Source organism: Rhizobium rosettiformans W3, from assembly GCF_004912135.1.
GTDB classification, from domain to species: domain Bacteria; phylum Pseudomonadota; class Alphaproteobacteria; order Rhizobiales; family Rhizobiaceae; genus Allorhizobium; species Allorhizobium rosettiformans.
In genome coordinates, this window is the sequence record NZ_STGU01000002.1 from 50630 (window position 1) to 75832 (window position 25203).

Genomic DNA, 25203 nt, shown 5'->3' on the forward strand with positions numbered 1-25203 from the left:
CCGAGCGACAACCGGCGAGAATGCCGCCGGTAGAATTCAATGGATGCGGCGATCAGCCGACAGCCTTGCGGGCACCAGCCGGCTGATGGGTGAGGGCGCCTGCGATTTCATTCAGCGACACCAGCTGGTCGACCGGGCCGATCGCCGAAAGCGTCGGGGCCGTGTCGAAGAACAGGCGTCCGGCAAGATCGGTGAGCCGCTGCGTCGTGATCCCGGCAATGCGCTCCATCATTTCCTGGTTCGGAATGGTGCGACCATAAAGCATCATCTGTCGAGCGATCTGGCCGGCGCGGGCGGCAGGGCTTTCCTGGCCCATCAGCAGCTGTGCGCGGATCTGCGCCCGCGAGCGCTCGATTTCCTGGCTGTCGATATGTTCGGACGCCTTGCGCAGCTCCTCGATGATCACAGGCACGAGCTCCGGCAGGTTTTCGCCGCCGGTCGCAGCGTGAATGCCGAAGATGCCGGTATCGGAAAAGCCCCAATGGAAGGCATAGACCGAATAACAGAGGCCACGGATCTCGCGCACTTCCTGGAACAGACGCGACGACATGCCGCCGCCCAGAATATTGGCGAGGATCTGCGAACAGTAGAAGTCCCGCATGTGATAGGCCTTGCCCTCGAAGCCGAGCAGGACCTGCGTGTCCATGAGATCGCGTTCGACGCGGGACTCACCACCCGTGTAACGGGCCGCATCCATCACCGGCGTTGAAGACGGCGTCGTCGGAAGCGAGGCAAAGCGCTGCTCGACCTGCTTGACGAAGGCGTCATGGTCCACCTTGCCGGCGGCAACGACGAACATCCGGTCGGTCGTGTAATTGCGCGAGAGATAGTTGCGGATCTGGCCGCTGGTAAAGGACTGGACCGTTTCCGGCGTCCCGAGAATGCTGCGTCCGATCGTCTGGCCGCGATAAGCCTGCTCGGAGAAACGGTCGAAGACGACATCGTCCGGCGTATCATCGGCCGCGCCGATTTCCTGCAGGATCACGTGTTTCTCGCGCTCCAGCTCCTCTTCGTCGAAGACGCTGTCCGTCAGGATGTCGGCGAGAATATCGACCGCGAGCGGCACATTGTCCTTCAACACGCGGGCGTAATAGGAGGTTGTCTCGGTCGAGGTCGCGGCGTTCACTTCGCCGCCGACATTCTCGATTTCCTCGGCGATCTGTCGGGCGGTCCGCTGGTTGGTGCCCTTGAACGCCATGTGTTCGAGCAGGTGCGCGATGCCATGTTCGGCTTCCGTCTCGTTGCGCGAGCCGGATTTGATCCAGGTGCCGAGTGCCACGCTTTCCAGATGCGGCATGTTCTCGGTTACGACAGTCAAACCCGATGGAAGCCGGGTGCACTCAACATTCATGGTCCGTCTTTCCGCGCTTCCTACCTGACTGCCCTCGCATGTTCACTGATAAAGCCTTCAACGGCTTTCAGTTCCGCGGGCAGGACTTCGAAGCGCTCCTCCCTGTCCATCAGATCAGCAAGCCACGCCGGAAGCGCGGGGTCAATACCGGAGGCCGATTTTACTGCCGCCGGGAATTTCGCCGGATGGGCAGTGGCGAGCACGACCATGGGGCTCTGCAGCTTCTCGAATTTCTTCGCGACATGCACGCCGACAGCCGTATGCGGGTCGAGCAGATAACCGGTCTCGTCGAGCACGGCCCGGATCGTCTTCGCGACTTCCTTCTGCGTTGCGCGGCCGGCGCGGAAATCCTTGCGAATGAACTTGAGCGCCTCCGGCTTGATCTCGAAGGCGCCGGACTGCTTCAGGCCCTCCATCGAGGAGCGGATGGCGGACGCATCGCGGCCATAGGCTTCGAACAGCAGGCGCTCGAAGTTGGAGGAGATCTGGATGTCCATCGAGGGCGAGGTGGTGGCAGACACGCCCTTCATCTCATAGCGGCCGGTCTTCATCGTGCGCGCCAGGATGTCATTGTCATTGGTGGCAATCACCAGCTTGTCGATCGGCAGGCCCATCTTCTTGGCGACGTAACCGGCAAAGATATCGCCGAAATTGCCGGTGGGTACGGTGAAGGACACCTTGCGATCAGGCGCGCCGAGCGCGACCGCTGAGGTGAAGTAATAGACCACCTGCGCCATGATGCGCGCCCAGTTGATCGAGTTGACGCCCGATAGACCGACACGATCGCGGAAGGGCACGTCGTTGAACATCGCCTTCACGAGGTTCTGGCAGTCGTCGAAATTGCCCTCGACGGCGATCGCATGAACGTTTTCGTCCTTCGACGAGGTCATCTGGCGCTGCTGCACCGGCGAAACCTTGCCATGCGGGAAGAGGATGAAGATGTCGGTGCGGGACCGTCCGGCAAAGGCGTCGATAGCAGCGCCGCCGGTGTCGCCCGACGTCGCGCCGACGATCGTCGCGCGCTCGCCACGCTTTTCCAGAACATGGTCCATCAGGCGGGCGAGCAGCTGCATCGCCACATCCTTGAAGGCGAGCGTGGTGCCGTGAAAGAGTTCGAGTACGAAGGCGTTCGGGCCCGTCTGCACCAGCGGTGCAACGGCCGGATGCTTGAAGGTCGCATAGGCTTCGTCGATCATCGCCCGGAACGTGTCGGGCTCGATCTCGCCATTGGTGAAGGGCAGCAGAACCTCGAAGGCGACCTCTTCATAGGATTTGCCGCGCAGTCCGCGGATCGCCTTCTTCGACATCTGCGGCCATTCGCGCGGCACATAAAGACCGCCGTCACGGGCGAGACCCGCCAGAAGCGCGTCACAAAAGCCGAGGCTCGGAGCCTCGCCGCGGGTCGAGATATATTCCACGTCGCTCATCCCTATAGTTCAAGAAGTCGGAGCCGAAGCCGCCGTCAAACCTATGGCGTTTCCGATAAAGAGGTTTGCCCGTTTGCGCCAGTGCGCCGGCCAGGATTTCGCAAGCCCGGCAATTGGCTGTGGCCTCGTCGATGTCGGCCAATGTGCCGGCTTTTGCAGAGCAATCGAATTTTGACTCAAATTGCCGGCTACCCAATCGATTTTTGTCTTGGCCGCTGGTATAGACCATCCGCGAGGGCGCTGAAAAGCCTCAAGTTTGACTGTTTTTCGGCCTCTGGCCGAGCATGCGGAAGGTGAAGTCTCGTGTCTGTAAACGTGTCGCGCGGTGTTGTCGCCGTCTCGCTGATGATGGTTCTTTCGGGTTGCAACGCCGGCGGTCTCGGCAGCGGCCTTGGCCTTTCTTCGTCTCAGCCCGCCGCGGCGACCCCGGCAGCAGCGCCCGGGCAGGCGGCTTTCGTCCAGGGCTTCTGCCCGCAGATCGCATTGCGTGACGGCACCTCCTTCTACCGCAGCTATGTTCGCGGCAAGGACGGCGACGCCGAGCAGGTGATCTTCCAGGCCTCGCTCGCTGACACCACGCGCTCCTGCGCCCGTACGGAAACGACTCTCACCATCAATGCGCTGGTTCAGGGCCGCCTCGTTGCCGGTCCGCAGGGCAAGGCCGGCACGATCAACCTGCCGGTGCGCGTCACCGTCATGGATGGCGATCAGGAAGTGTTCAATGAGGTCGAGCAGTATCCGGTGACGCTTGCCGATGTGAACCTGCCGACGCAGTTCATCTACAGTAAGGCCGTCAACGTCCCCGGCAACGTCTCGGGCACGACCCGCGTCACGATCGGCTTCGAACAGCCGAAGAAGAAGTAAGGTCTCAAGACAGAGCGGGCCAGGCTTCTCGCAGCTAAGCCCGCCGCGTCAGCGCCACCAGATAGGTCGTTGCGCGCCCGCTCTCATTGACGAAAACACAGTCGGCAGGCGCGCCGAGTTGCAGGCAGTCGCCCGCCGAGAGCCGATGGCTGCGCACCCCTTCGACGAATTCGAGTTCGCCGTCCAGCACGTAGATCTGCTGATGCTGGAAGCTGAAGGCGGAAGCCGGATAGGGGATCCTGACGCCCGCGGGGAGCACCACTTCCAGCAGTTCCAGCTGCCCGCCATTCGCCGGCGAAAGCGTGCGCCGCGTGTAACCGGTCTCCGGATCGGTCCAGACCGGCTGCTCGAGCCGTCGAGCCAACCTCTCGCCTTCACCCTCCGCCAGAGCCAGCAAGACCGAGAGCGGCAGGCCGAAGGCGCCGGACAGTCGACCGAGCACGGTTGCCGTCGGACTTGCCTCGCAACGTTCCACCTTGCTGATCATCGCCTTCGAGACCCCGGACCGCGCCGCAAGCTCGGCGAGAGACCAGCCCCGATCCTCGCGTTCGCGCCGGATCCGATCGGCGATGGCGCGCGCCTGGCGATCCTCGTCCCGCGCATCGTGCCTGCGTGCCGTCTCTGTCATCTTAAGCCCTTGCCAAAATCAAAAGGTCCATCTTCTATAGTGGACGAAAGAATAAGATGGAGGACGGGGCGTCCACAAGCCTCGGGTCCGGCAAAACAACAAGAGGGGCACATCATCATGACGCGCGAGATCCGTTTCAACGCCTTCGACATGAACTGCGTCGGCCACATCCAGCAGGGCCTCTGGAGCCATCCCCGCGATCGCTCCATGGCGTATCGCAGCCTCGCTTATTGGACGGATTATGCCAAGCGCTTGGAAGCCGGCCTGTTCGACGGGATCTTCCTCGCCGACGTCGTCGGCATCTACGATGTGTTGAGCGGCAGTCCCGCGCCCGCACTGCGCGGCGCCGTGCAGGTTCCGGTCAACGACCCGATGATGCTGGTCCCGGCCATGGCCTCGGTCACGCAGCATCTGGCTTTCGGTGTCACCGCCAACCTGATGTACGAGCAGCCCTTCCTCTTTGCCCGCCGCATGGCAACGCTCGACCATCTGACGGGCGGCCGGATCGGCTGGAACATCGTCACCGGATACTTGGACAGTGCCGCCCGTGCGATCGGCCTCGACGGCCAGATGGCCCATGACGATCGCTACGATCTGGCCGATGAGTATATGGAAGTGGTCTACAAGCTCTGGGAAGGCAGCTGGGAAGAGGGAGCCGTCGTCGCTAACAAGGCAGGCCAGATCTATGCCGATCCGGACAAGGTGCACCCCGTCCACCATCATGGACGCCAGTACCGGGTGGACGCCTACCACCTTTCGGAGCCGTCCCCGCAGCGCACGCCGGTTCTCTATCAGGCAGGCTCTTCCCCCCGCGGCCGCCAGTTTGCCGCCACCCATGCCGAATGCGTCTTCGTCAACGGCCAGAAGAAGGAGGGCGTGCGCGAGATCGTCACCGACATCCGCAGCCGCGCCGAAGCGATCGGCAGACGGGCCGACGACATCAAGGTCTTCCTCGGTGCCACCATCGTCACAGGCCAAACCGAGAAGGAAGCGCAAGAGAAGTTCGAGGATTACAAGCGTTACGTCAGCTCGGAGGCTGCCCTGACCCACGCGGCGGCCTCCATGGGCATCGATTTCGCCAAGTTCGACATGGATGAGCCGGTGGAGACCGGCAAAAGCCAGGCGATCACCTCCAACATCAAGGCCATGGACCGGGCTGCCGGGCCGCAATGGACCAAGCGCAAGCTGCTCGAGCAGATGGTGCTCGGCAGCCGCCAGCCGCCGCTCGTCGCCTCCGCCGATCAGGTGGTCGACTGGCTTAAGGACTGGGTGGAGGAAACCGGCGTCGACGGCTTCAATCTCTCGCGCACCGTCGTTCCCGAATGCTTCGACGACATCGTCGAGCTCGTCGTGCCACGCCTGCAGGAGCGCGGCCTCTACAAGACGGAGTATCGCGAGGGACCGCTGCGCGAAAAGCTCTTCGGTGCGCCACGCCTGAGCGAGCGCCATGTGGCATCGAGCCATCGGTGGGGCCGGGGCTGACGCGTCGAGATCGCCGTGCACGGTTGCGCTCCCTTGAGCGGCCTGCCTTGCCCTCCGCGCGGGCCAAGTGCTAGCGTGGCGCAAATCCGGCGATGGCGCGACAGGCGTCCCGACGTCCGGCACAAAATGAGCGGGAGGCATTGCGTCGATCATGCCTCTCTGGGGGAGGCCTGATTGAGAATTGCAGTCGTGAGAAACCCCATTGCGGGTGGCCGCGCAGGTCAGAAGCAATGGGCACCTTTGCTCGCCGCCTTCAGCAACCGCTTCCCCGATCTGGAAATCCACGAAAGCCGCTCAAGCGGAGACGCCCGCCGGCTTGCGCGCGAGCTGGCAGCGCGCTCTTATGATCTCCTGGTGGTCGCCGGCGGCGATGGCACGATCAGCGATGTCGTCGATGGCGTCTTGATGTCGACCAACCCGGACATGCCGCTCGCTTTCCTGCCGACCGGCACGGGCTGCGATTTCATTCGCAATTTCAATCTTCCGAGCGATCCGGCAGCCCTGGCCGAACACATTGCGCAGGCACCTCTGCGCAAGATCGACGCCGGGCTGCTCATCTCCCGTGACGCCGAGGGCAACGAGCAGCGCCGTCACTTCGCCAACATCACCAGCGTCGGCATTTCCGGCGAGATCGTCGAGGCCGTCAACGCGCCCGGCAGAAGGCGCATTCTCAACGGACCCATCCGTTTCCTATTCCATTCCGCCCTCGCGATCCTGCGCTACCGGCCCTATGATTTCGAAGTGCTGATCGATGGGATGCGCGTGCATCACGGCAAGCTCGCCTTGACGGCGATCGCCAATGGTGGCTGGTTCGGCGGCGGCATGCATATCACCCCGGACGCCAATGTCGCCGATGGACGGTTCGAAATTGCCGTCATGCGCGAAGAGAGTGTCTTTGGTCTTCTGAATTTACTGGGACGCCTGCATAAGGCCGGTCATGTCGGCCATCCGCTCCTGAGCTTCCACAAGGGGCGCCGCGTTGAGCTCCGGCCGCGGGATCCTGCCCGTTTTCCGGTCGACGTCGATGGTGAGACCGCCATCCGCGGCGGCTTCATCGCCGAAATCCTGCCCGGGGTCCTGACGGTCAGGACTTGAGACCTGAGGCCTTTCGCCTCAGAACGCGCCTTCCCATTCCGCCATGGCGGCGATCACGCCCGGCAGATCGTTCATGCGCGAAATGACGGTTTCCGCGCCGGCATCCGTCAGCTTGTCGGCATGCGACGGATAGGTGTGCGAGGCGCCGGTGAAACCGACCACGCGCATGCCCGCCTCACGCGCGGCATGAACACCATGCACGGAATCTTCCACGACGATGCATTTGCTGGGGCTGACGCCGAACTGGCTGGCGGCATGCAGGAAGATATCCGGCTTCGGCTTGACCCTGTCAGCACCGAGATCCTTGGCCGAATAGATATGCGGCGCGAAGAACTCCTTGAGCCCGACCTTGGTGAGCATCATGTCCAGGCGATGCGCCGACGAGTTGGAGCAGATGCAGCGCGGACCTGAGATCCGCGACAGCGCATATGGCACGCCCTCGATTGCCTTCACCTCGCGTGCCAGGCGCTGGTCGAGAAGCTGCTCGGACTTGTCGATCAGGCTCGCCGACAGCGGAATGTCGATTTCCTTCTCGATAGAAAGAAGAATGTTCTTCCAGGTCATGCCGGCGAAACGCTCGCCCATCTCCTCGACCGAAATCGGGTAACCGGCTTCGGTCAGAAGCTTGGATTCGACCTTGGCTGCGATGATCTCGGAATCGACGAGCACGCCGTCGCAATCGAAAAGGGTGAGGTCGAAGCCGCTCATGAAAATATCCGTCGTGTCGTCCAGAAGAAGGCGGCTTCCTACACGATCGAGGGGGCGAGGACAATCGCGGCGCGCGCAGAGCTGCCGTGCCGAGGTTATCTCACTGCGAACTGGGCGCGTCGTGGTAGCTTGTAAAATCGCTGGCTGCGAAGTTCAGAAATCGTGCGAGATTAAGTCTAACTGTCACTCAGGAGGTGCTCCGTGTTTTCTGGCGTCGAATACAACAACGATTTCGAAGAAGCTTGCCAGGATCTCGCGGTTGAGCGTGACCCCCGCCAGGTGCGCCAGCGATTGATGAATATCGAATGGGTCTTGTGGGAAGCGATCAGAGGTTTGTTCATACAAATATCGAGCATTTTGGCGTGTCTGATCGTGCTTCCGCTAACCTACCTTATATCCCCGGATCGCTCTTGGGTCGTCGCGATAGGCGGCCTCCTGACATTCCTGATTTTGGGAACACTTATTTACTGGGTTTGCCGCATAGTCTTTTACTTTGAGATATCGAGGCATGTGCGGCCTCGCTCTTTTGGCCAGCCGGATTGGCGCTAACGCGTCGCGCTCCTACCTTTAGTCCCTTGCCATCGCCAGCAGCACTGCCTCGAAATCTTGGCCGTAGCGTTGCAGCCCGCCCGCCTTTTCCATCATGTCGGCCAGCCAGACGCCGTCGGCGGCGAGCCTGACGGCAATGAGCTTCGGATCCCCATCCGTCTCGGCGTGCCGCGCCATGCGCCCGTCGAGCCAGGACGACCAGAGAGCCCGCAGAGCCGGCTCCGAGACGATCGCGACCGACAGCGCCGCCCAGAGGCTGCGCTCGCCGAGCAGCCGGTCGGAAAAGCAGGCCCGCACATAAGCCCGCGTAAAGCGCCCGCGCGCCACGGGATCACCGGCCATCGTGCGGTCGATCTCGCGGTCCATCTGCTCGAGCAGGTCGGAAAAGACAGCCGCCAGCAGCGCCTGCTTGCTGTCGAAGTGGTGCAGCAAGCCGCCTTTGGTCACCCCGGCGCGGTCGGCGACCGCCTGGATGGTGATCGCTTGCGCCCCCTGTTCGGCGGCGATCTGGGCGGCGCAGTCGAGAAGCGCTCGCCGCACCTGCTCCGGCTGCTTTTTGCGGTGATGGGCGGAGATCGGCGCGCCGGCCGGCGAGGAAGCGGCAGGCATCAATGCGAGACCGTGTTCGACAGCGTGTTCATCACCACCACGCCGGTAACGATCAGCGCGATACCCGCGAGCGCGGCAAGATCGAGGCTCTGCTTGAGATAGAACACGCTGATCAGCGCCGTGAGCACAATGCCGAGCCCGCCCCACATCGCATAGGCGATCCCGAGCGGCATGCCCTTCAGTGCCTGGGAGAGCAGATAGAAGGACGCGACATAGAACATCACCATGCCCGCCGTCGGCAGAAGCTTGGTGAATTGCGCCGACTTCTGCAACAGCGTCGTGCCGATGACTTCGAGCACGATGGCCGCGGCCAGCGCGCCATAGGCGGTGAGGGTGGGGTTCATGGGCGGAGCTCCAGAAAAGAGAAGCTCAAAACATACCGTACGGTCGGTTTCTTTTCAAGGCATCTAACACCGACTGCCGAACGCTTCAGCCGGGCAGGGGAAACCACGCCAGAAACTGCCTCTCCCCCTCGGGCGAAAAGCGAATGATCCGGCTCTCTTCGACCCGTCGGGCAAGGCCGCGTTCGAGAAAATACGTGAGCAGTTCAGCCCCCAGGCTTCCCGCGAGATGTGTCCGCCGTTCGCTCCAGTCGAGGCAGGCGCGGCAGAGCGGACGGCGCTTGGCGCGGAGCCTGCCGATATCGAGACCCCGCGTTTCAAGCAGCGCCTCACCCTCTGTCGTCAGCGTCAGCGCCTCGTCCTCCGCCCGGATCGCCCCTTGCGCGACGAGACTGTCGAGCATCCGCACGCCATAATCGCCGGCCAGATGGTCGTAGCAGATCCGGGCTTTTCGCAGTTCCGGCTCCTTTGGCCCGGTGCGATGACGCAGATGCCCGCGCGTCGCCGAAAAACTCATCAGGCCTTCGATCATTTCGCCGACATGACCATCGGCCAGCGCGAAATAGCGGTGCCGACCCTGCTTGCGCTGGGCAAGCAGCCCGCCCTCTTCGAGCTTCGACAGATGCGAACTCGCCGTCTGCAGCGTCACGCCCGCAGCCCCCGCCAGCTCCGTCGCCGTCAGCGCCTTGCCGCCAAGCAGCGCCAAGAGCATGTTCGAGCGCGCAGGATCGCCGATCAGCGAGGCGATGCGTGCAATGTCGGGGCCTTCCGCCATGTGATCCTCTCCGGGTTTCAACCGCAGTCTGCCTCGCCAGTGTAGCCAAAGCTTCGATCCCGGTCGAACTGTCGAAGACAGGTGTTGGACAAAACTTCGATCTCGATCGAAGCATCCCATCTTTCCTTCATGGCAAACCCGCCTCGCAACCAACGAGGAGTTTCCCATGATCACCTGCATCATCCGCTACCGCATCGACCCCTTCGGCCGCGAGGACTTCGCCACTTACGCCCGCAACTGGGGCGAGGCGATCCCGCGCTGCGGCGCCGATCTCGTCGGCTATTTCGCCCCGCACGAGGGCTCGGCCACCACGGCCTATGGCATCTACCACATCGAGAATTTGGCAGCCTACGAGGCCTACCGCGCGAAGCTCGCCGCCGATCCGCTCGGCAAGGCGAACTACGAATTCGCCAGAAATGCCCGCTTCATCCTGGAGGAAGACCGCCTCTTCCTGAAGAACGTCTCCAACCCGGTATCCTCGAAGGTCCAGCCATGATCGCCGTCATCTTCGAGGTGACGCCCTTTCTCGGCGAGCGTCACCGCTATCTCGACCTCGCCGGGGACCTGCGTGCCCATCTGGAGGCGACCGACGGCTTCATCTCCGTCGAGCGCTTCGAGAGCCTGACGACGCGCGGCAAGCTGCTCTCGCTCTCCTTCTGGCGTGATGAAGAAGCGGTTCGCCGCTGGCGCAAGACGGAAGAACATCGTGCTGCCCAGTCCGCCGGCCGTGGCGGCGTCTTCGCCGCCTACCGCCTGCGGGTCGCTGAAGTGCTGCGCGACTATGGTCTGGACGACCGCGCCGAGGCGCCGGAGGACAGCCGCGCCCGGTATGGGTGAGGGGAGGGTTTTGGGGGTGAGGTCAGAAGTCCTCTCCCTCGACAAGCCATGCCCCGCTCTCTATGCATGACCGCATGCCCAAGACGCGCGACGATTCCTTGAAGGACACGGTGGCGAGCCGCATCAGCCGCGCGCTGGCGGAGCGCATCATCCATGGAGAACTCGTGCCCGGCGCGCGTCTGGCCCAGGATCATATCGCCGAGGAATTCGGCGCAAGCCATGTGCCGGTGCGCGAGGCCTTTCGCCGGCTGGAGGCGCAAGGCCTTGTCATCTCTCTGCCCCGCCGCGGTGTGCGCGTCGCAAGCTTCGACCTGAAACAGGTGCGCGAAGTCGCCGAAATGCGCGCGGCCCTCGAGGTGCTGGCCCTTCGCCACGCCGCCCCCAACCTCACGCCCGAGGTTCTGGCCGCCGCCGAGCAGGCCGCAGCCGATGCAGACGACGCCAAGGATGTCCGCACCTGGGAGGAGGCGAACCGCCGTTTCCACCGCCTGATCGTCTCCACCTGCGGCATGCCGCGGCTGCTCTCGGTCATCGACGATCTGCATGCCGTCTCCGCCCGCTTCCTCTTCGTCGCCTGGCGCGCCACCTGGGAAGCCCGCACCGACCACGACCATCGCGCCATCCTCGAAGCGCTGAAGTCCGGCGACGCGGCCGAGGCTGCCCGCATTCTCGAGCGTCACGTCCAGTGGATCGGCCGCGCGCCCCTGCCGGTGCCGGGACGTACAGAGACCGAGGGTTTCGCGATCGTCGGCTGAGTATCGCCAACGGGCTGTGCTGCACTCCACCTCCCCCTTGAGGGGGGAGGTCGCCGCAAAGCGGCGGGTGGGGGTGAACCCCGCGGACCTGTCCGACTTCCGCCACCGGCCGCTTCTTTGAATCGAAAAACCACCTCGCCATCGTCTCCGGCAAGCATCGCCGTCACCCCGCCCCGGACCTTCGGTCCGACCCTCCCCATCAAGGGGAGGGTGTTGGCGGCGCCTGCCATACGCCAGCCCTCATCCTGAGGTGCGAGCGAATACTCCCCTCGAAGGACGAGGGCGGATGTGATCTCTGTGGCCTTGCCCTTCGAGGCCTGCTGGCGCAGGCCCCTCAGGGTGAGGCTTCGAGCGCTCCGCCCGTTGAGCGCCACTTGCCTGCCGCTGGGAGAGGACCCTTGCTCCGCCCGCGGGGAAACCGAAGTCTGCCCGCGGGCAAAGCCTAAGCGCCGACGGCGCATGCCTCCCTCTCCCGCTGGTGGGGAGAGGGCAGGGGTGAGGGGCTGGTTCGTAATCCTGGTAAAAATTATAGATAAATATAAGCGCGCGCTTCGACTAAGTCGACAGTTTCCACCCCTTTCGTGGCGCTCCGCCTAAGATTCCTGATTTGCCGATCTTGGCATTCACGGATTCCATAGATAAAAGATTCTATGCCACTTAAAATTATCTATAAAACGGAGATTGCCCATGACGACCATTCTCGCACCCGCCGTCCGCGGTTTCGATCCTCTCGGCGTTTCAGGCCGTTCGCTTCCCGTGCAGGCCGCTCTTCTCCTCTTCGGCACCGGCGTGCTGGCGCTTGCCTCGCAGATCTCGGTGCCCATGGTGCCGGTGCCTATCACCATGCAGACCTTCGCGATCACCATGATCGGCGTGCTCTATGGCTGGCGCCTCGGCGCGCTGACCGTGCTTGCCTGGCTCGGCGAGGCGATGATGGGGCTGCCGGTGCTGGCCGGCGGCAGCGGTGGCCTCGCGCCCTTCGTCGGGCCGACCGCCGGCTACCTCGTCTCCTTCCCGATCATCGCAGCGCTTGCCGGTTATCTCGCCGAAAAGGGCTGGACGGGAGAGCGCGTGGTCAAGAGCTTCCTCGCCCATCTCTCCGCCAACATCCTCTGCCTCGCCATCGGCGGCGCCTGGCTTGGCACTCTCATCGGTGCGGAAAAGGGCTTGGCGCTCGGTGTCACACCCTTCATTCTGGGTGCCGTACTCAAATCCGCGCTCGCTGCTGCCCTGCTGCTGGCGCTGGCCCGCCGCCAGACGAGCAAGCTCGACCTCTGAGACGCTAACAACCGGCTAAAGCAAGCATGACCGTCCGGCTCCGCGCCCACCACCTGCTCTGCATGCTGACCTATGTCGGCAAGGGCTATTCGCCCGCCTTCGTCGAGAACTACGAGGTGATTGCCTCAAGGCTTTCGGGTGGCGAGGAGATCGAGCTGGTGGCGGGGCCGGACGATATCTGCGTCCCGCTGACCGCAGACCCTGACGCCCATTGCCATGGCGCAAGCGTCATAGAGCGGGACCGGGCAGCAGCCGACGCCGTCGCCTGCCTCATCGGCAGCCCGCTTGCGCCGGGTGCCGGCATTGTCCCGAGCGCAGCCTTGCTCGCCCGCCTGAGAAAAGCGTTCGCCACCGGTCAGATCCGCACAGCCTGTTCCGGCTGCGAATGGGCAAGTCTCTGTGACGGCGTCGCCGAGGGCGGCTATCTCGGTGCACGCGTCGATCCCGTGGACCAGGATGCGCGAAAGCGGCTGGGAGGGGTGGAGATCACGGGTCGATGAACTGAAGGAAATACTGTCCTTCCGCGGCGTTCCCCGCCAGGGTTTTCAGTTCCTCGGACCGTGTCGCATTGCCGAGCTTCTGCTGAATGACGCTGCGCCTCGCGAAATAAGGAGCCCAGTCCTCGGCATTCTCCGATGCCTTTTCCAGCAGGGCGTCGGCCTCGGAAAACTTGCCCTCTGCGGCCATGAGAGCGGCCCGGCTATCGAGAACGATGGCATCGTCCGGTAAGAGAGCAGAGGCGCGGTCGATGAGATCGGCCACCTCCGCCTTCGGCGTGCCAACGAGGAGACCCAGCTGCCCCTTGAGCGCCAGCGCCTGCGCGCGCAACTCGTTGTCCGTCCCCTCGGCCATTGTGTCCAGCATCTGGCGCAGTCTGTCCGCCGCCTGCAGGTCACCGTCCCAGCGGGCGATCTCGATCAGCGCCAGATAGATCCCGGCCCAGCCTTCGCCGAGATCATAACCTCTCTTCAGATGCACGGAGGCGGCGATCGGATCCACGGGCAGTCCATACTGACCGTTCAGATAGGCATAGCCGAGATCAGCGCTGCCAATTCCATCATTGCGTGACGCAGCCTCTACCAAGGCGGCGACCAAGGGCTTTGGATCGTCCCCCTCCTTGTAGAGCTCCGCCAGCGCCATGGCCTTTCGGCCGAGGGCCGATGTATGGCCGCGCGCAATCGACTGCTCATAAAGCTCCAGTGCCTTCTGCAGATCCTGCTCGACGCCCAAGCCGAGGCGGTAAAGATCGCCGAGATTGGACATGCCCACGGCCCAGCCGTCATCGGCTGCCTGCTTGTAAAGCTCGGCCGCCTTGTTGAGATCGGCAGGCAAACCCCGGCCGACATCATAGACGAGGCCGAGTTCGACGGCGGCGAGCATGTAGCCCTTGCTGACCGCTTCTTCCAGAAGCGTCTTCGCGCGCACATGATTCTGCAGTTTGACTTCGGTGCGGGCGAGCTGAAACGCAAGCCGCCCCATGTCGGGGTTTTCACGATAGGCGGCCTCGCAGGCGGGCTTCGCCTTTTCGGGGTCCAGATCCTTGAATCTGACGCCCGCTCGGCCGGCCGTGGTGCCCGGGTCGTTGTTGCTGGCGGCATAGCGGTCACAGTCGAGAACCGATTGTGTCTCGGCCTGCGCCGCGGAGAACAGCAGCAGAGAGAGTGCTGCAGAGCCAACAAGTCGACGGATTGAAATCTGAACCATGCGCATTCGAACCCCTTCGTCATCCCAGCCCGGTAGTGCAGGGAGATCACAGGACAGGAGCATTTCCGTCAACCAGCGCAAGCGGCCAAAACTGGAGGTATCCTAAAGGAGAGAATAAGGAAAAAATTATTGCGATACAGTGATTTAATTGCCCGCACGGGTGTCGGCTTGGGGCATAGGCCGCGAGCCTTGCCGATTCCGCACGGCTGGCATTCGACGGCAGGAACACACGCCGTGACAGCTCGCTCCATCCATGGCAATTTTGCCTGACGGAGGCCGCTCGATGATCACCCTCGACATGCTGCGCCAGATTATTCTCGCTCTGCCGACCACGGAGGAAACCACCTCCTGGAACGCCGTGTCCTTCAAGGTCAACGGCAAGGCCATGCTGTTCTGGAATCCGGCCCACGACTGCCCGGTCTTCAAGGTCCCCTTCGAGGAGCGCGACCACCTGATCGAGATTGACCCCGACACCTTCTTCACCACGGATCACCACCGGCCTTACCCCATGGTGCTCGCCCGTCCGGACCGGCTCGATATCGAATGGGCGAGGGAAAACCTCACCCGCGTCTGGCGGGCACAGGCGAAGAAGGCGGTGGTGAAGGCCTGGGATACGAAGCGGTAGCGGACCCGGTCGCGTCCTCCGGCGCAGTCCAGATCACAGCGCCAGCAGCGCCGACAGTGGCCCGCGCACCTCTGCCACCAGACCGGTCGGTGCATAGGTGATGCTCGCCGCGCCGTTGATATAGCCGACCAACGCCTTCTCGATCATCCGCGAGCCGAAGCCCTTGCGTTCCGGGGGCACGACCACCGGTCCACCGCGCTCTTTCCACTGGAAATGCAGCTCCGGCTCACCATCGCCCGGCTCGACGGACCACGAGATGGCGACCTTGCCCTCGGCATTCGATAGCGCGCCGTATTTCACGGCGTTCGTCATCAGTTCATGCAGTGTCAGCGCAAAGGCCAGGCTGCTTTTCGAAGACAGATGCACGTCCGGACCGCTGACCTCGACGCGGCTCGGATCTTGGATCGAGATCGCCGACTCGACCAGATGCGACAGTGTCGTCGACACCTGATTATGGCTGCTGAACAGATCCTGGGCATGGCTGAGCGCATGCAGACGCTCAAGAAACGCCACCCGCGATGTTGCCATGTCGCTGTCGTTTCGCAGCGTCTGGTTCGCGAGTGACTGGACGAGCGCCAGGATGTTCTTGATCCGATGGGAAAGTTCGCTGCGCAGCAGTTCCTGTTCGGTCTCGAAATTCTTGATCGCGGTGATGTCGCGCGACACCGAGAGGATACTCTCGACGCTGCCGTCTTCGGCGAAGATCGGGCTCACCTTGACGTCCCAGAAACGTCTGGTTCCCTTGACCGTATCGGCATAGCCGGTGAAGCGGGAGTCGCGGCCCTCACACGCCGCTTCGATCGCGGCGACAGCCGCCCGATTGCCCTCGTCACGCCAGAAGTCCGGCCAGGGGCAACCCTTGATGGCGTCGAAATCATCGACTTCCATCACACGCCGTCCACCATCGGTCATGTATTGCAGGCTGCCGTCCAGGCCGATGATCTTGATGCAGTCATCAGATGAAGCCAAAGCAGCCTGGACGAAACGATGATGTTGAATTTCTCTGGGAGACATAGGCATCCGGCACGCGTGACAAGGCTAGGCTGTTCGACTGAAGCTGTTGGCGACCGAATTTTTCAAACGCGCCCGACTGGCGCCTGTCCGATCCGATGTCTCCTATATAGCTCGCAACATCGTGACAGGACAGGGGCTGTTTTTAAAGGCACGGCGCGACGTGCCGCCCCTCGACAAGCTCCGTCAGATCGTCCTGATGTTGCCGAGCAGGAGGAACAGGGCCTTCGGACTTCCCATGTCCTTCATGGTCAACGGCAAGGTCTGGTATACGTAGCAACGAGGCGCCTTTCTTTTCTCAGCGATAGAAGGTGGCGCGTATCGCTGAGGAGAAACCTTTTGCGTCAGGGATGCAGGGGGTCTCAGTTCGCCAAGTTCCGGCTGACATCCTGCTTCTGATGCAGGACGCGAAGGACCTCGATCCGGTCTGGCTTGTCTCGGAAATAGATCACATGCGACCCAATCGACTGTTTCAGATAGCCTGCACGAACATCCGCCGGACGACCTCGTAAGGCGCCAGAAGCAAGCTGCACACAGGCCGTGCGGATATCATCCGTATAGGCGTCGGCTTGGTCCACGCCCCAAGTCAACGCTGTGTAATCCCAGATCTGGTCAATATCGGCTTCTGCGGCTGGCGAAAGCGCGAGCGCCTTCATTGGCCTTTGAACTCGGCTCGCTTGCGTGCCTTGAAGGCTTCGAAATCGAAGGGTCGAGGCTCGCCGGACTGCTCGCCTTCAATCAAGGCATCCTGCAGCGCCTTTACCTTGGCTTCGTGTTCTTCGAGTAGCCGAAGTCCCGCCCGCATCACCTCGCTGGCAGAGCCGTAACGCCCGGTCTCCACCTGCTCATTGATGAAACTGGTAAAATGGTCACCAAGCGTCACGGATGTATTGCGCGGCATATGCACGTCTCCTTGCTTGTACCAACATATAATACCAGGTGTGGGAAGACAAGTTTATCGCCGTGCGGCTGGCTTGATATGGGTTCGACGAGCTTAACTGCACTTTTCAACCTGGCTGCTATGAGCTTTGCAGCTTCCGCCTCCGCAAAGGCCCCACATCCCACCCCCGCACAAAATCTCAGCCCCTCTTCACCCTTCGGTAACCAACTTCGGTAACCATAAGCATCGTGTTCCCGTGCTGCGTCAGCGTAAGAGTGAGTAACCGATGGCTTCTGTATTCCCGATTGCCGAACTCCGCCGTTCGTCCGACCCGCTCGCCTGGGTCGACAGCATCATCAAGGGCGATTGCGTTTCCGCCCTCGAAGCCCTTCCCGACAAATCCGTCGACGTCATCTTCGCCGATCCGCCGTACAATCTGCAGCTCGGCGGCGCGCTGCATCGCCCGGACCAGAGCCTCGTCGATGCCTGCGACGACGAATGGGACCAGTTCGCCTCCTTCGAAGCCTATGACGCTTTCACGCGCGCCTGGCTGCTCGCCTGCCGCCGCGTGTTGAAGCCGACCGGCACGATCTGGGTCATCGGCTCCTATCACAACATTTTTCGCGTCGGCGCGACGTTGCAGGATCTCAACTTCTGGATCCTCAACGACATCGTCTGGCGCAAGACCAACCCGATGCCGAACTTCAAGGGCCGTCGTTTCCAGAACGCTCATGAGACGATGATCTGGGCCTCGCCCGATCCCAAGGCCAAGGGTTACACCTTCAACTACGATGCGCTGAAGGCCTCGAACGACGACGTGCAGATGCGCTCCGACTGGCTCTTCCCGATCTGCTCGGGCGGCGAGCGGCTGAAGGGCGACGACGGCAAGAAGGTCCATCCGACCCAGAAGCCGGAAGCGCTGCTCGCCCGCGTCATCATGGCCTCGACGAAGCCTGGCGACATAGTGCTCGACCCCTTCTTCGGCTCCGGTACCACGGGTGCGGTTGCAAAACGTCTCGGCCGTCATTTCGTCGGCATCGAACGCGAGCAGGATTACATCGATGCAGCCTCGGCCCGCATCGCCGCCGTCGAGCCTTTGGGCAAGGTCGAACTGACCGTCCTGACCGGCAAGAAGGCCGAACCCCGTGTCGCCTTCAACGTTCTGCTGGAAGCAGGCCTCGTGAAGCCCGGCCAGGTTCTGACCGATGCCAAGCGCCGCCATTCGGCCATCATTCGCGCCGACGGCACGCTGACGGCAAACGGCGAAGCCGGCTCCATCCACCGCGTCGGCGCCCGCGTCCAGGGTATGGATGCCTGCAACGGCTGGACCTTCTGGCATGTCGAAGAGAAGGGTGCCCTGAAGCCGATCGACGACCTGCGCGCGGTCATCCGCAGCCGCATGGGCGGCCTGGAATAGGCGGTTTCATACAGCGAGCAACCGGCGCGTCTCCGCGCGCCGGCACAGCTCTCGGTCAAATATTAGAACAATATCACATATTTATGACAAGCTTCGAGCAAGTCGAAGCCTCTAATCGGGCTGCATTCGATCTCTTGAGATCGATCTGGCGCGGGCAGGGGTCCGCCAACTCCACCCGCGCCAGCGCCTCATTCCTTCGAGGCTCGTTCCGTAGCACTATCCCGAAGCAGGCCACTCAACTGCACCGGTTCCCGATCCGGAAAACGGGCGATGATTTCCAGGTTGCCTCCCATCGCCTCCACATAATCCCTGAGTGTCGACAACAGCAGATCGTTGCGCCGTTCAAGTCGCGAAACGTTCTCCTGGTTGATGCCGAGCAGGGCGGCAAGCTTCTCTTGGGTCAGGTCGCGAGATTTGCGCAGTTCCTGCAGGGTTTGATAGTCCTCGAGCCGGGCCTGTCCGCGCGCTTCAAGGTCTTTCCGCTTTTCGATCGGTAGTTCCGACAGGAGATCGTCCAGTGCACGTGCCATGATCATTCATCCTTGAGGGTTTTGAGATGCGCGGCAAAGCGCCTGTCGGCCTTGTCGATCAGCACCTTGTAGAACCGCTGCTCGCTTACGCCGGATTTGTCGGCTGCCACCAGCAGGATCGCCTGCCGTTTTGGATCAAAGGCGAAAGCAAGTCGCCAGACACCGTCTGCAGCCCGAAACCGCAGTTCCTTCATATTGGCGTATCGCGAACCTTTAAGCGTATCCGCCCATGGTCTGCCGAGCATCGGTCCGTATGTCTTCATCAATGGCAGCGAGACGAAGATTTCATCCCGCACCGCTTCCGGCAGGGCCTGAAACTCCGGCTCGAAATCCGGATGCAAAAGAACGGGCCAACTCATGGCTCAATATGCTCTTGAATGCATATGCGTTCAAGAGCATTTTTCTTGATCAGAAAGAGACACCCAGCCCCTGCAGATCCGCTTTCAGCTTTTCCGCGCCCGTAAAATGCACCGCCTGCCAGCCGGCAGCGCGGGCCCCTTCGACATTGGGCAGACTGTCGTCGATAAAGACGGAATGCTCTGGCGACAGGCCGAAATCTGCGACATGCCGCTCATAGATCGCTACATCAGGCTTGATCAGCCCGACTTCGCCCGAAACCGTGACACCGCGCGGCAGGTTGAGGAAGGGATACATCTTGCGCGCCTCGGTGAAGGTATCGGCGGCAAAGTTGGTGAGCATGGTAACGTCCCGACCGGCATCGATGAGGCCGGTCATGATGGCGACGCTGTCGTCATAGGCGTGAGGCACCATCTCGGCCCAGTATGTCCGAAAGGCGCGGATATGCGCTTCCTTCTCGGGAAACTGCTCGATCAGCAGTGCTTCTGCGTCGGCCCAGCTGCGGCCGCGATCCTGCTCGATGTTCCAGTCATGGGTGCAGACGCGCTGAAAGAAGTCCGCCCGCTCGTCGGCGTCCGGAATGATCCGCGAAAAGGGCAGGTTCGGATCGTAATGGATGAGCACCTTGCCGATGTCGAAGACGATATGGCGGATTTCGGTCATGTCTTAGCCCTTAGGAGTTGGAAAGGCGGTTGGAATAGCCGCTGCAATTGCCTTCTTCATGACAGTCGGCAGCGCTTCCCCATCAAGTTCGGTGACCGGCACCCAGAAACCGTGATCTCCAGATGGCTTGTCGATTGGACCGACGCGAAAGATGGAGAGCCTCAGTTCGAAATGCGTGAAGACATGGGAGATGCTGCCCGCCGCCTGCCAGTCGGCCGGGAAGGGGGCCGCCTCTGTCCCGGTCTCGCCGTCCTGCCGCGAGGTCCAGTCCGTTGTCGGCACCTCAGTCATGCCGCCCAGCAGCCCGCTCTCCACCCGCTTGCGCAAAAGAAGTCGCCCCTCGCGATCAACCGCGATGAAGGCAGCTCCAAGCCGCACGGGCTTCGCCTTCTTGGCGGCCTTGACCGGGAAGCGCTCAGGCTCGTCGGTGGCGAGCGCGAGACAAGCATCATTGAACGGACAGAGCGCACAGGCCGGCCGCTTCGGCGTGCAGATCGTCGCGCCCAGATCCATCATCGCCTGGGCAAAATCGCCGGGACGGTCGATTGGCGTCAGCTCCGCCACCTTCGCCTTCATCTGCGGCTTCGATCCCGGAAGCGGCGCTTCGATCGCGTAGAGGCGCGAGATCACCCGCTCGACATTGCCGTCCATGACAGCCGCCGGCCGATTGAAGGCGATCGCCGCAACCGCTGCCGACGTATAGTCGCCGATGCCGGGCAGCGCGCGCAGTCCCTCTTCGGTATCGGGAAAGATGCCGCCATGCTCAAAGGCCACGGCCTCCGCACATTTCTTCAGGTTGCGGGCGCGGGCGTAATAGCCGAGCCCCGCCCAGGCGGCCATGACATCCTCGCTTGGTGCTTCCGCAAGATCCGTGACCGTCGGCCAGCGCGCAACGAACTTGGCAAAGTAAGCCTTCACGGCCGCAACCGTCGTCTGCTGCAGCATGACCTCGGACATCCAGATGTAATAGGGATCCGGCTTCACCCCGCGTTTGGCAGCCGAGGGCGAGATCCGCCAGGGCAGCTCACGGTGATGCCGGTCGTACCAGGTAAGAAGCGGAGCGGACTGCGGGGCTTTCATGGCCTTGTGGCTCGAAGGGATTGCGGCTACCTGTCGCGTCAGTTTGAGGGGACGGCTAGAATGCATCTATTGAAACGCACGATGAATGAAAACAACCTGGTTGCGATATACCTCGTTTTTGGTCTGGCAGCCCTGGGTGGATCGGTCGTGACCATTTTGTTCGCTGCGTCGGCAGTTTGGGCGATTATCTATCTCTCGATTGGCAAAATCGGTTGGGTCTGGCGAGATGGTATTCGCGCATTTGCGATCGCGATCGGCATCTACATCATTATAAATATTGGCTTTTTTGCTTTGAATTTCGGTCAGAATTTTGCTTCTCCGCTCTCGGAAATCCGCAAGCTTGCCCCGCAGATCCTCTTCCTCGGCGCAATCCCGGTGATGATGCGTCTCTCTTTGACATCTCCAGATGTGCTGCTTCGGAGCGCCCCTAGGGCTGCGGCGATCGGCGCGATCCTCGTATTGCCGCTCGCCGCCTTTCAGGCCTTCATCCTGGGGGAACGTGCAGAAGGCGGAAGCGGCAATGCGATTCCCTTCGCACTCACCTGCGCCTTTCTGTCTGTAGCCTCCCTGGTGTTGCTGCTGGAGCAAGACCGCCGTGTCCGTCTCCTCGGGATCCTCGGATTTCTCAGTGGATATCTGTGCATATTTCTGTCCCAGACCAAGGGAATGATGCCGGTTCCGCTCCTGGGCCTGGCTTTGGTCTTGGTCGGGCACCTTCGCCACAAATTGCGCTTGAGCCAGATCGTTATGATTGTTCTGGCTGTCTGTGTCTTTGTGGCTGTTGGCATCTTCGCGTCGGGAAGTTACCACCGGCTGACGGAAGTCACGGCGTTGGCAGGCGGCGCAGGTGACGCAGCCCTCAGCCGCTCGACATCGATCCGCCTTGATCTCTGGCAAAAGGCCCTGGCGGCATTTCTCCAGGATCCGATCTCCGGATACGGCTTGCAAAATCGTCGAGCGCTGATCCAGGAGTTCGGCTACGGCTACTCCCATCTCCACAACGGCTACATAACGGCGCTTGTTGACAACGGCGTGGTGGGGCTCTTGGGGCTTGTGCTTCTCTTGTTTGCACCCGTCTACATCGCCTGGAAGGCTCCGAATGACGCCATGCGAGAGCCGCGTCTGTTATTGGCGCTCGCGCTCGTCTTGACCTATGCCTTCGGCGGCTTGTCCAATTTCATCTTTGGCCATGATATATATGACGCCCTCTTCCTCTGGGGGGGCACGATCATTGCCGTATCGGCCACGCCGAAAGTGAGTGACGATGTCGAAGGATCAGCCTAGCCGCTATGGCGCAAACCAGATCGCCGAGATTGCCAATGGCATCGTCGACCCGGTGCTGGCGCGCCGTGCCGGCATCAACACGGCCTTGCTCGGCTCCTGGGAAGACATTGTCGGCGAAAGCTTTGCTGATTGCACGCGGCCGGAGAAGATCGCCTGGCCGCGGCGCTCCGATCTGCCGGAGGAGGGGGGGCACCGTCCCGGCGTGTTGACCATTGCCTGTGAAGGCGCGCGCGCGCTCTTCCTCTCCCATGCCCAGGGCGAGCTCATTGCCCGTATCAACGGCTTCTTTGGCTACCCCGCCATCGGCCAGGTCCGCATCGTGCAAAAGCCGGTCTCGGTGGCAAGCGCAAGGCCGAAAATTCGCAAGCTCGAAGGCGAAAAGGCGCGCCGGCTCCAAGCCATGATGGATGGTATCGAGGACGAGAATCTGCGCCGCGCGGTCGAACGGCTCGGCACGGCGGTGCTGCAGGCCAGGCGCAAATGAGATCGGCGGCCCGGCGGCATCCAACCCTTCGAAACTGAAGGGTTTCTGGCTGTTTAGTGCCGTCCGCCGATGTTCCGAGAGACCAAGTTTGGGCCAATCTTGGGCCTCGCGTTGCTCCTCCTCGATGCCGCGGCTACCAGTCGTGCGGGGGCCTTTGCTGATCGCAGGCCTGTTGAGCAGCAGGAAAAGCCGTGAACATCCACAATCCAGCGCCAGCTCCGGATCGACAGGTCGCGACCGGGAACACCGCAAAACCGCGAAAATGGCGGTACCCGGTTCCCCGCGCCGCAGCACCCTATGTCGCGCCGGTCTTGTTTGCGATCATCGCCGGCATTGACGGCCTCGGCACCAGCATTGCCTTTGCGGCACTGATCTTCGCCGGTCCGCTGGCCGCAGGTTTCGGGATGGGCGTCGGGGTCATCCTGCTCTCCAGCATCATCATCGCCTTGTGGATCGCGCTGCGCAGCCGTTATCCCTCCAGCATCGGTCAGGTGCAGGAAGCAAGCATCGCCATCCTCGCCACGGCAATTGCGGCGGCCACCGCGCAGCTGGAATTCGCCCCCGGTGAAATAAAGGTTGCCACCGCCTTTGCCATGCTCGGCACCAGTGCCGTGCTGACCGGCGCGGTCTTCTGGCTTTTTGGCCTTTTCCGGTTCGGCCGTCTCGTCCGCTTCATGCCCTATCCGGTGGTGGCCGGTTTCCTCGCAGGCTCCGGCTGGCTGCTCATCCAGGGCGCCGTCATGATGATCATTGGCGAGCGCGGTTTCGTTGATCTCCTGGTCCGCCCCGAAGGCCAGCAGGCGGTCGCCAATCTCTATGTCGCGGTTGTCTTTGCCATCGTCATGGTCTTTGCCCTGCGCCGGTCCACAAGCCCGCTCACCATGCCGCTTGTCCTCCTGGGTGGTGGGCTCGCCTTCTATGCCATGCTTGCGGTCATCGGCGTCGAAAGCGAGCAGGCACGAGCTCTGCAATGGCTGCCTGCTCTGCCGGTTGACGGCGGATTTGCCTTGCCGCAACCGATCGAGATCGTCACGTCGGCGGACTGGGGCGTGGTGCTCCAGGGGCTGCCCGCAATCGTGTCCGTGGCGCTGCTCGGCATGGTCGGGCTCCTCCTCAACACCAGCGGGCTCGAGGTCGCGACACGGCAGGAGATCGATGCCGATGCGGAACTGAGCACGACCGGCATCGCCAACATCGTCGCCGGCGGCTTCGGCGGTGCGCCGGGCTTCACCGGCCTGTCGATGACCCTGCTCGCCAACCGCATGGGCGCAAAGGCCCGCTCGGTCGGCATCGCCACAGCCGTCATGCTGGCACTGATGCTACCCTTTGCCGGAGAACTCGCCGGTGCCATGCCGACCTTCGTCGCGGCGGGTCTGATGATCGCACTCGGTGTGGAGTTGATCCATGACTGGCTTTGGCGCACCCGCACGCAGCTTCCCCGCATCGAATGGCTTGCGGTGCTCGCCATTCCGCTCGGCATGGCGGCCTTCGGCTTCATGGGCGGCATGGCGCTTGGCCTTGCGCTTTCCATCGCCACCTTCGTCTACAATTACGCCCGCCTTTCGGTGATCCGCATCAATGCCACCCTGCGCGAGCGCAAGAGCAGTATCGACCGCCCGCCGGCCGAAAACAGCCTCATCGAACTCGAAGGCGAACAGGTCCAGGTCTTGGAGCTGCAGGAGTTTCTCTTCTTCGGCACGGCAGAACAGATCATCGAGGCCATTCGCCGCCGTCTCCTGGATCGCAGCCGTCTTTCGCTGCGCTTCGTGATCCTGGACTTCCGTCGCGTCAGCGGCATGGATGCCGCCGCGGCCGCCACCTTCGTCAAGATTCGCAACCTGCTGGTTGGCAGTGAGGTCGAACTCGTCTTCAGCAGTCTGTCGCCCGAGATCGAGCAGGCTCTGACGCGAAATGGCATCGATTTCTCGTCGGATCCTTCGGTTGCCAGAGAACGCGATCTCGACCACTCCCTGGAGCGTTGCGAAGAAAAGCTGATCGCCGCGATCAGCCGTGAAGAGACCTGGCAGGACATCGAGGATTATTTCGCCCAGACGATCGGCCCGAGCGCGCGGTTGAAGGATCTCGTGGCTTCGATGGAGGAGATCCGTCTGCAGCCGGGCGACCGTTTCATCCGGGCCGGCGAACCCGGCGAAGATCTGTTCCTCCTGTGGACCGGCCGCGCCAAGGTCGAAGCCGTGCTCGCCAATGGAAAGCGCCTGCGTCTCAGAACCGTGAAGCCCGGCGTCGTGCTGGGCGAGATCGCCATCTACCGGGGCGGACCGCGCACGGCGGATGTCGTCGCCGAGGTTCCCTCGACGGTCTATCGTCTGGCCCGCCGTCAGCTGCGTTATCTCGAGCAGGCCGATCCGGAGCTGGCGCTTCTCGTCCACCGTCTCTGCGCCACCACGCTGGCCGAACGTCTGACCATCGCCAATCGCGTGGTCCAGTCCTTGCACGAGTGAGGTCGGG

At 62.3% G+C, this 25203-nt stretch carries 29 protein-coding genes; 14 read left to right on the forward strand and 15 right to left on the reverse strand.

Annotation, left to right across the window (positions count from 1 at the left end; translation table 11 throughout):
• Nucleotides 1-52: 52 nt before the first annotated feature.
• Nucleotides 53-1351, reverse strand: a complete 1299-nt coding sequence (locus FAA86_RS03470; protein WP_136538391.1) for a M16 family metallopeptidase — start codon at nucleotides 1349-1351, stop codon at nucleotides 53-55.
• Nucleotides 1352-1371: 20 nt separating this feature from the next.
• Nucleotides 1372-2778: a threonine synthase gene (gene thrC / locus FAA86_RS03475; RefSeq protein WP_136538392.1), complete on the reverse strand. Its 1407-nt coding sequence runs from the start codon at nucleotides 2776-2778 to the stop codon at nucleotides 1372-1374.
• A gap of 303 nt (nucleotides 2779-3081) precedes the next feature.
• Here thrC and FAA86_RS03480 point away from each other — a divergent pair, with 303 nt between their 5' ends.
• Nucleotides 3082-3642, forward strand: coding sequence for a hypothetical protein (locus tag FAA86_RS03480; RefSeq protein WP_136538393.1), 561 nt, complete (start codon nucleotides 3082-3084; stop codon nucleotides 3640-3642).
• A 34-nt stretch (nucleotides 3643-3676) separates the two neighbouring features.
• Here the strand turns inward: FAA86_RS03480 and FAA86_RS03485 are convergent, their stop codons facing one another.
• Nucleotides 3677-4270: a helix-turn-helix domain-containing protein gene (locus FAA86_RS03485; protein ID WP_136538394.1), complete on the reverse strand. Its 594-nt coding sequence runs from the start codon at nucleotides 4268-4270 to the stop codon at nucleotides 3677-3679.
• Between the two features lie 117 nt (nucleotides 4271-4387).
• On the opposite strand from FAA86_RS03485, the gene FAA86_RS03490 reads away from it, so the two are divergent.
• Together FAA86_RS03490 and FAA86_RS03495 are read left to right on the forward strand one after the other, a co-directional pair.
• Entirely contained in the window at nucleotides 4388-5752 is a 1365-nt protein-coding gene (locus FAA86_RS03490; RefSeq protein ID WP_136538395.1) for an LLM class flavin-dependent oxidoreductase, read from the forward strand.
• 174 nt (nucleotides 5753-5926) lie between these two features.
• Nucleotides 5927-6847, forward strand: a complete 921-nt coding sequence (locus FAA86_RS03495) for a diacylglycerol/lipid kinase family protein (protein WP_136538396.1) — start codon at nucleotides 5927-5929, stop codon at nucleotides 6845-6847.
• Between the two features lie 18 nt (nucleotides 6848-6865).
• On the opposite strand, the gene FAA86_RS03500 is transcribed toward FAA86_RS03495, so the two are convergent.
• The gene (locus tag FAA86_RS03500) at nucleotides 6866-7555 is read right to left on the reverse strand and encodes an HAD family hydrolase (protein WP_136538397.1); all 690 of its coding nucleotides are present in this window, start codon (nucleotides 7553-7555) and stop codon (nucleotides 6866-6868) included.
• Between the two features lie 201 nt (nucleotides 7556-7756).
• Between FAA86_RS03500 and FAA86_RS24490 the strand changes: the two genes are divergently transcribed.
• Nucleotides 7757-8104, forward strand: coding sequence for a hypothetical protein (locus tag FAA86_RS24490; protein WP_167494876.1), 348 nt, complete (start codon nucleotides 7757-7759; stop codon nucleotides 8102-8104).
• A gap of 18 nt (nucleotides 8105-8122) precedes the next feature.
• On the opposite strand, the gene FAA86_RS03505 is transcribed toward FAA86_RS24490, so the two are convergent.
• The 3 genes from FAA86_RS03505 to FAA86_RS03515 form a co-directional block, all read right to left on the reverse strand.
• On the reverse strand, nucleotides 8123-8713 hold the full coding sequence (locus tag FAA86_RS03505; RefSeq protein ID WP_167494877.1) for a TetR/AcrR family transcriptional regulator: 591 nt from the start codon (nucleotides 8711-8713) through the stop codon (nucleotides 8123-8125).
• Nucleotides 8713-9057: a DMT family transporter gene (locus FAA86_RS03510; protein ID WP_136538399.1), complete on the reverse strand. Its 345-nt coding sequence runs from the start codon at nucleotides 9055-9057 to the stop codon at nucleotides 8713-8715. Before FAA86_RS03510 ends, FAA86_RS03505 begins: the two co-directional genes overlap by 1 nt.
• Nucleotides 9058-9142: 85 nt before the next feature.
• Nucleotides 9143-9829, reverse strand: coding sequence for an ArsR/SmtB family transcription factor (locus tag FAA86_RS03515; RefSeq protein ID WP_136538400.1), 687 nt, complete (start codon nucleotides 9827-9829; stop codon nucleotides 9143-9145).
• A gap of 166 nt (nucleotides 9830-9995) precedes the next feature.
• On the opposite strand from FAA86_RS03515, the gene FAA86_RS03520 reads away from it, so the two are divergent.
• From FAA86_RS03520 to FAA86_RS03540, 5 genes are all read left to right on the forward strand, one after another.
• The gene (locus tag FAA86_RS03520) at nucleotides 9996-10325 is read left to right on the forward strand and encodes an NIPSNAP family protein (protein WP_136538401.1); all 330 of its coding nucleotides are present in this window, start codon (nucleotides 9996-9998) and stop codon (nucleotides 10323-10325) included.
• Entirely contained in the window at nucleotides 10322-10666 is a 345-nt protein-coding gene (locus tag FAA86_RS03525; protein WP_136538402.1) for an antibiotic biosynthesis monooxygenase family protein, read from the forward strand. The genes FAA86_RS03520 and FAA86_RS03525 overlap by 4 nt, the downstream gene beginning before the upstream one ends.
• Before the next feature lie 74 nt (nucleotides 10667-10740).
• Nucleotides 10741-11421, forward strand: coding sequence for a GntR family transcriptional regulator (locus FAA86_RS03530; protein WP_136538403.1), 681 nt, complete (start codon nucleotides 10741-10743; stop codon nucleotides 11419-11421).
• 687 nt (nucleotides 11422-12108) lie between these two features.
• Nucleotides 12109-12699 carry a biotin transporter BioY gene (locus FAA86_RS03535; protein WP_136538404.1) on the forward strand — a complete coding sequence of 197 codons (591 nt, stop codon included), beginning with the start codon at nucleotides 12109-12111 and terminating at the stop codon, nucleotides 12697-12699.
• A 26-nt stretch (nucleotides 12700-12725) separates the two neighbouring features.
• Nucleotides 12726-13199: a DUF1284 domain-containing protein gene (locus FAA86_RS03540; protein ID WP_136538405.1), complete on the forward strand. Its 474-nt coding sequence runs from the start codon at nucleotides 12726-12728 to the stop codon at nucleotides 13197-13199.
• On the opposite strand, the gene FAA86_RS03545 is transcribed toward FAA86_RS03540, so the two are convergent.
• Entirely contained in the window at nucleotides 13186-14403 is a 1218-nt protein-coding gene (locus FAA86_RS03545; protein WP_167494878.1) for a tetratricopeptide repeat protein, read from the reverse strand. The two genes, FAA86_RS03540 and FAA86_RS03545, sit on opposite strands and share 14 nt — an antisense overlap.
• Before the next feature lie 283 nt (nucleotides 14404-14686).
• Between FAA86_RS03545 and FAA86_RS03550 the strand changes: the two genes are divergently transcribed.
• A complete protein-coding gene (locus FAA86_RS03550; RefSeq protein ID WP_136538407.1) occupies nucleotides 14687-15028 on the forward strand; it encodes an MmcQ/YjbR family DNA-binding protein in 342 nt (113 codons plus the stop codon).
• Nucleotides 15029-15061: 33 nt separating this feature from the next.
• On the opposite strand, the gene FAA86_RS03555 is transcribed toward FAA86_RS03550, so the two are convergent.
• The 3 genes from FAA86_RS03555 to FAA86_RS03565 all read right to left on the reverse strand — a co-directional run bounded on the left by FAA86_RS03555 (nucleotide 15062) and on the right by FAA86_RS03565 (nucleotide 16940).
• The gene (locus FAA86_RS03555; protein ID WP_167494879.1) at nucleotides 15062-15997 is read right to left on the reverse strand and encodes a PAS domain-containing sensor histidine kinase; all 936 of its coding nucleotides are present in this window, start codon (nucleotides 15995-15997) and stop codon (nucleotides 15062-15064) included.
• A gap of 404 nt (nucleotides 15998-16401) precedes the next feature.
• The gene (locus tag FAA86_RS03560) at nucleotides 16402-16695 is read right to left on the reverse strand and encodes a type II toxin-antitoxin system RelE/ParE family toxin (RefSeq protein WP_136538409.1); all 294 of its coding nucleotides are present in this window, start codon (nucleotides 16693-16695) and stop codon (nucleotides 16402-16404) included.
• Nucleotides 16692-16940: a type II toxin-antitoxin system ParD family antitoxin gene (locus tag FAA86_RS03565; RefSeq protein WP_136538410.1), complete on the reverse strand. Its 249-nt coding sequence runs from the start codon at nucleotides 16938-16940 to the stop codon at nucleotides 16692-16694. Before FAA86_RS03565 ends, FAA86_RS03560 begins: the two co-directional genes overlap by 4 nt.
• A gap of 265 nt (nucleotides 16941-17205) precedes the next feature.
• Between FAA86_RS03565 and FAA86_RS03570 the strand changes: the two genes are divergently transcribed.
• Nucleotides 17206-18336 (forward strand): site-specific DNA-methyltransferase, encoded by a 1131-nt coding sequence (locus FAA86_RS03570; RefSeq protein ID WP_136538411.1) that lies wholly within the window; start codon nucleotides 17206-17208, stop codon nucleotides 18334-18336.
• 188 nt (nucleotides 18337-18524) lie between these two features.
• Here FAA86_RS03570 and FAA86_RS03575 read toward each other — a convergent pair whose 3' ends face one another.
• The 4 genes from FAA86_RS03575 to mutY are packed head-to-tail and all read right to left on the reverse strand — an operon-like array spanning nucleotide 18525 to nucleotide 20966.
• Nucleotides 18525-18866 carry an XRE family transcriptional regulator gene (locus FAA86_RS03575; RefSeq protein WP_136538412.1) on the reverse strand — a complete coding sequence of 114 codons (342 nt, stop codon included), beginning with the start codon at nucleotides 18864-18866 and terminating at the stop codon, nucleotides 18525-18527.
• Between the two features lie 2 nt (nucleotides 18867-18868).
• Nucleotides 18869-19225, reverse strand: a complete 357-nt coding sequence (locus FAA86_RS03580; protein WP_136538413.1) for a type II toxin-antitoxin system RelE/ParE family toxin — start codon at nucleotides 19223-19225, stop codon at nucleotides 18869-18871.
• A gap of 49 nt (nucleotides 19226-19274) precedes the next feature.
• On the reverse strand, nucleotides 19275-19886 hold the full coding sequence (locus FAA86_RS03585) for an HAD family hydrolase (RefSeq protein WP_136538414.1): 612 nt from the start codon (nucleotides 19884-19886) through the stop codon (nucleotides 19275-19277).
• A 3-nt stretch (nucleotides 19887-19889) separates the two neighbouring features.
• Entirely contained in the window at nucleotides 19890-20966 is a 1077-nt protein-coding gene (gene mutY, locus FAA86_RS03590) for an A/G-specific adenine glycosylase (protein ID WP_136538415.1), read from the reverse strand.
• A 60-nt stretch (nucleotides 20967-21026) separates the two neighbouring features.
• Here mutY and FAA86_RS03595 point away from each other — a divergent pair, with 60 nt between their 5' ends.
• From FAA86_RS03595 to FAA86_RS03605, 3 genes are all read left to right on the forward strand, one after another.
• Nucleotides 21027-22250 carry an O-antigen ligase family protein gene (locus tag FAA86_RS03595; RefSeq protein WP_167494880.1) on the forward strand — a complete coding sequence of 408 codons (1224 nt, stop codon included), beginning with the start codon at nucleotides 21027-21029 and terminating at the stop codon, nucleotides 22248-22250.
• Nucleotides 22231-22734: a DUF721 domain-containing protein gene (locus FAA86_RS03600; RefSeq protein ID WP_136538417.1), complete on the forward strand. Its 504-nt coding sequence runs from the start codon at nucleotides 22231-22233 to the stop codon at nucleotides 22732-22734. Before FAA86_RS03595 ends, FAA86_RS03600 begins: the two co-directional genes overlap by 20 nt.
• Nucleotides 22735-22925: 191 nt before the next feature.
• The gene (locus FAA86_RS03605; RefSeq protein WP_136538418.1) at nucleotides 22926-25196 is read left to right on the forward strand and encodes a SulP family inorganic anion transporter; all 2271 of its coding nucleotides are present in this window, start codon (nucleotides 22926-22928) and stop codon (nucleotides 25194-25196) included.
• Nucleotides 25197-25203 lie beyond the last annotated feature (7 nt).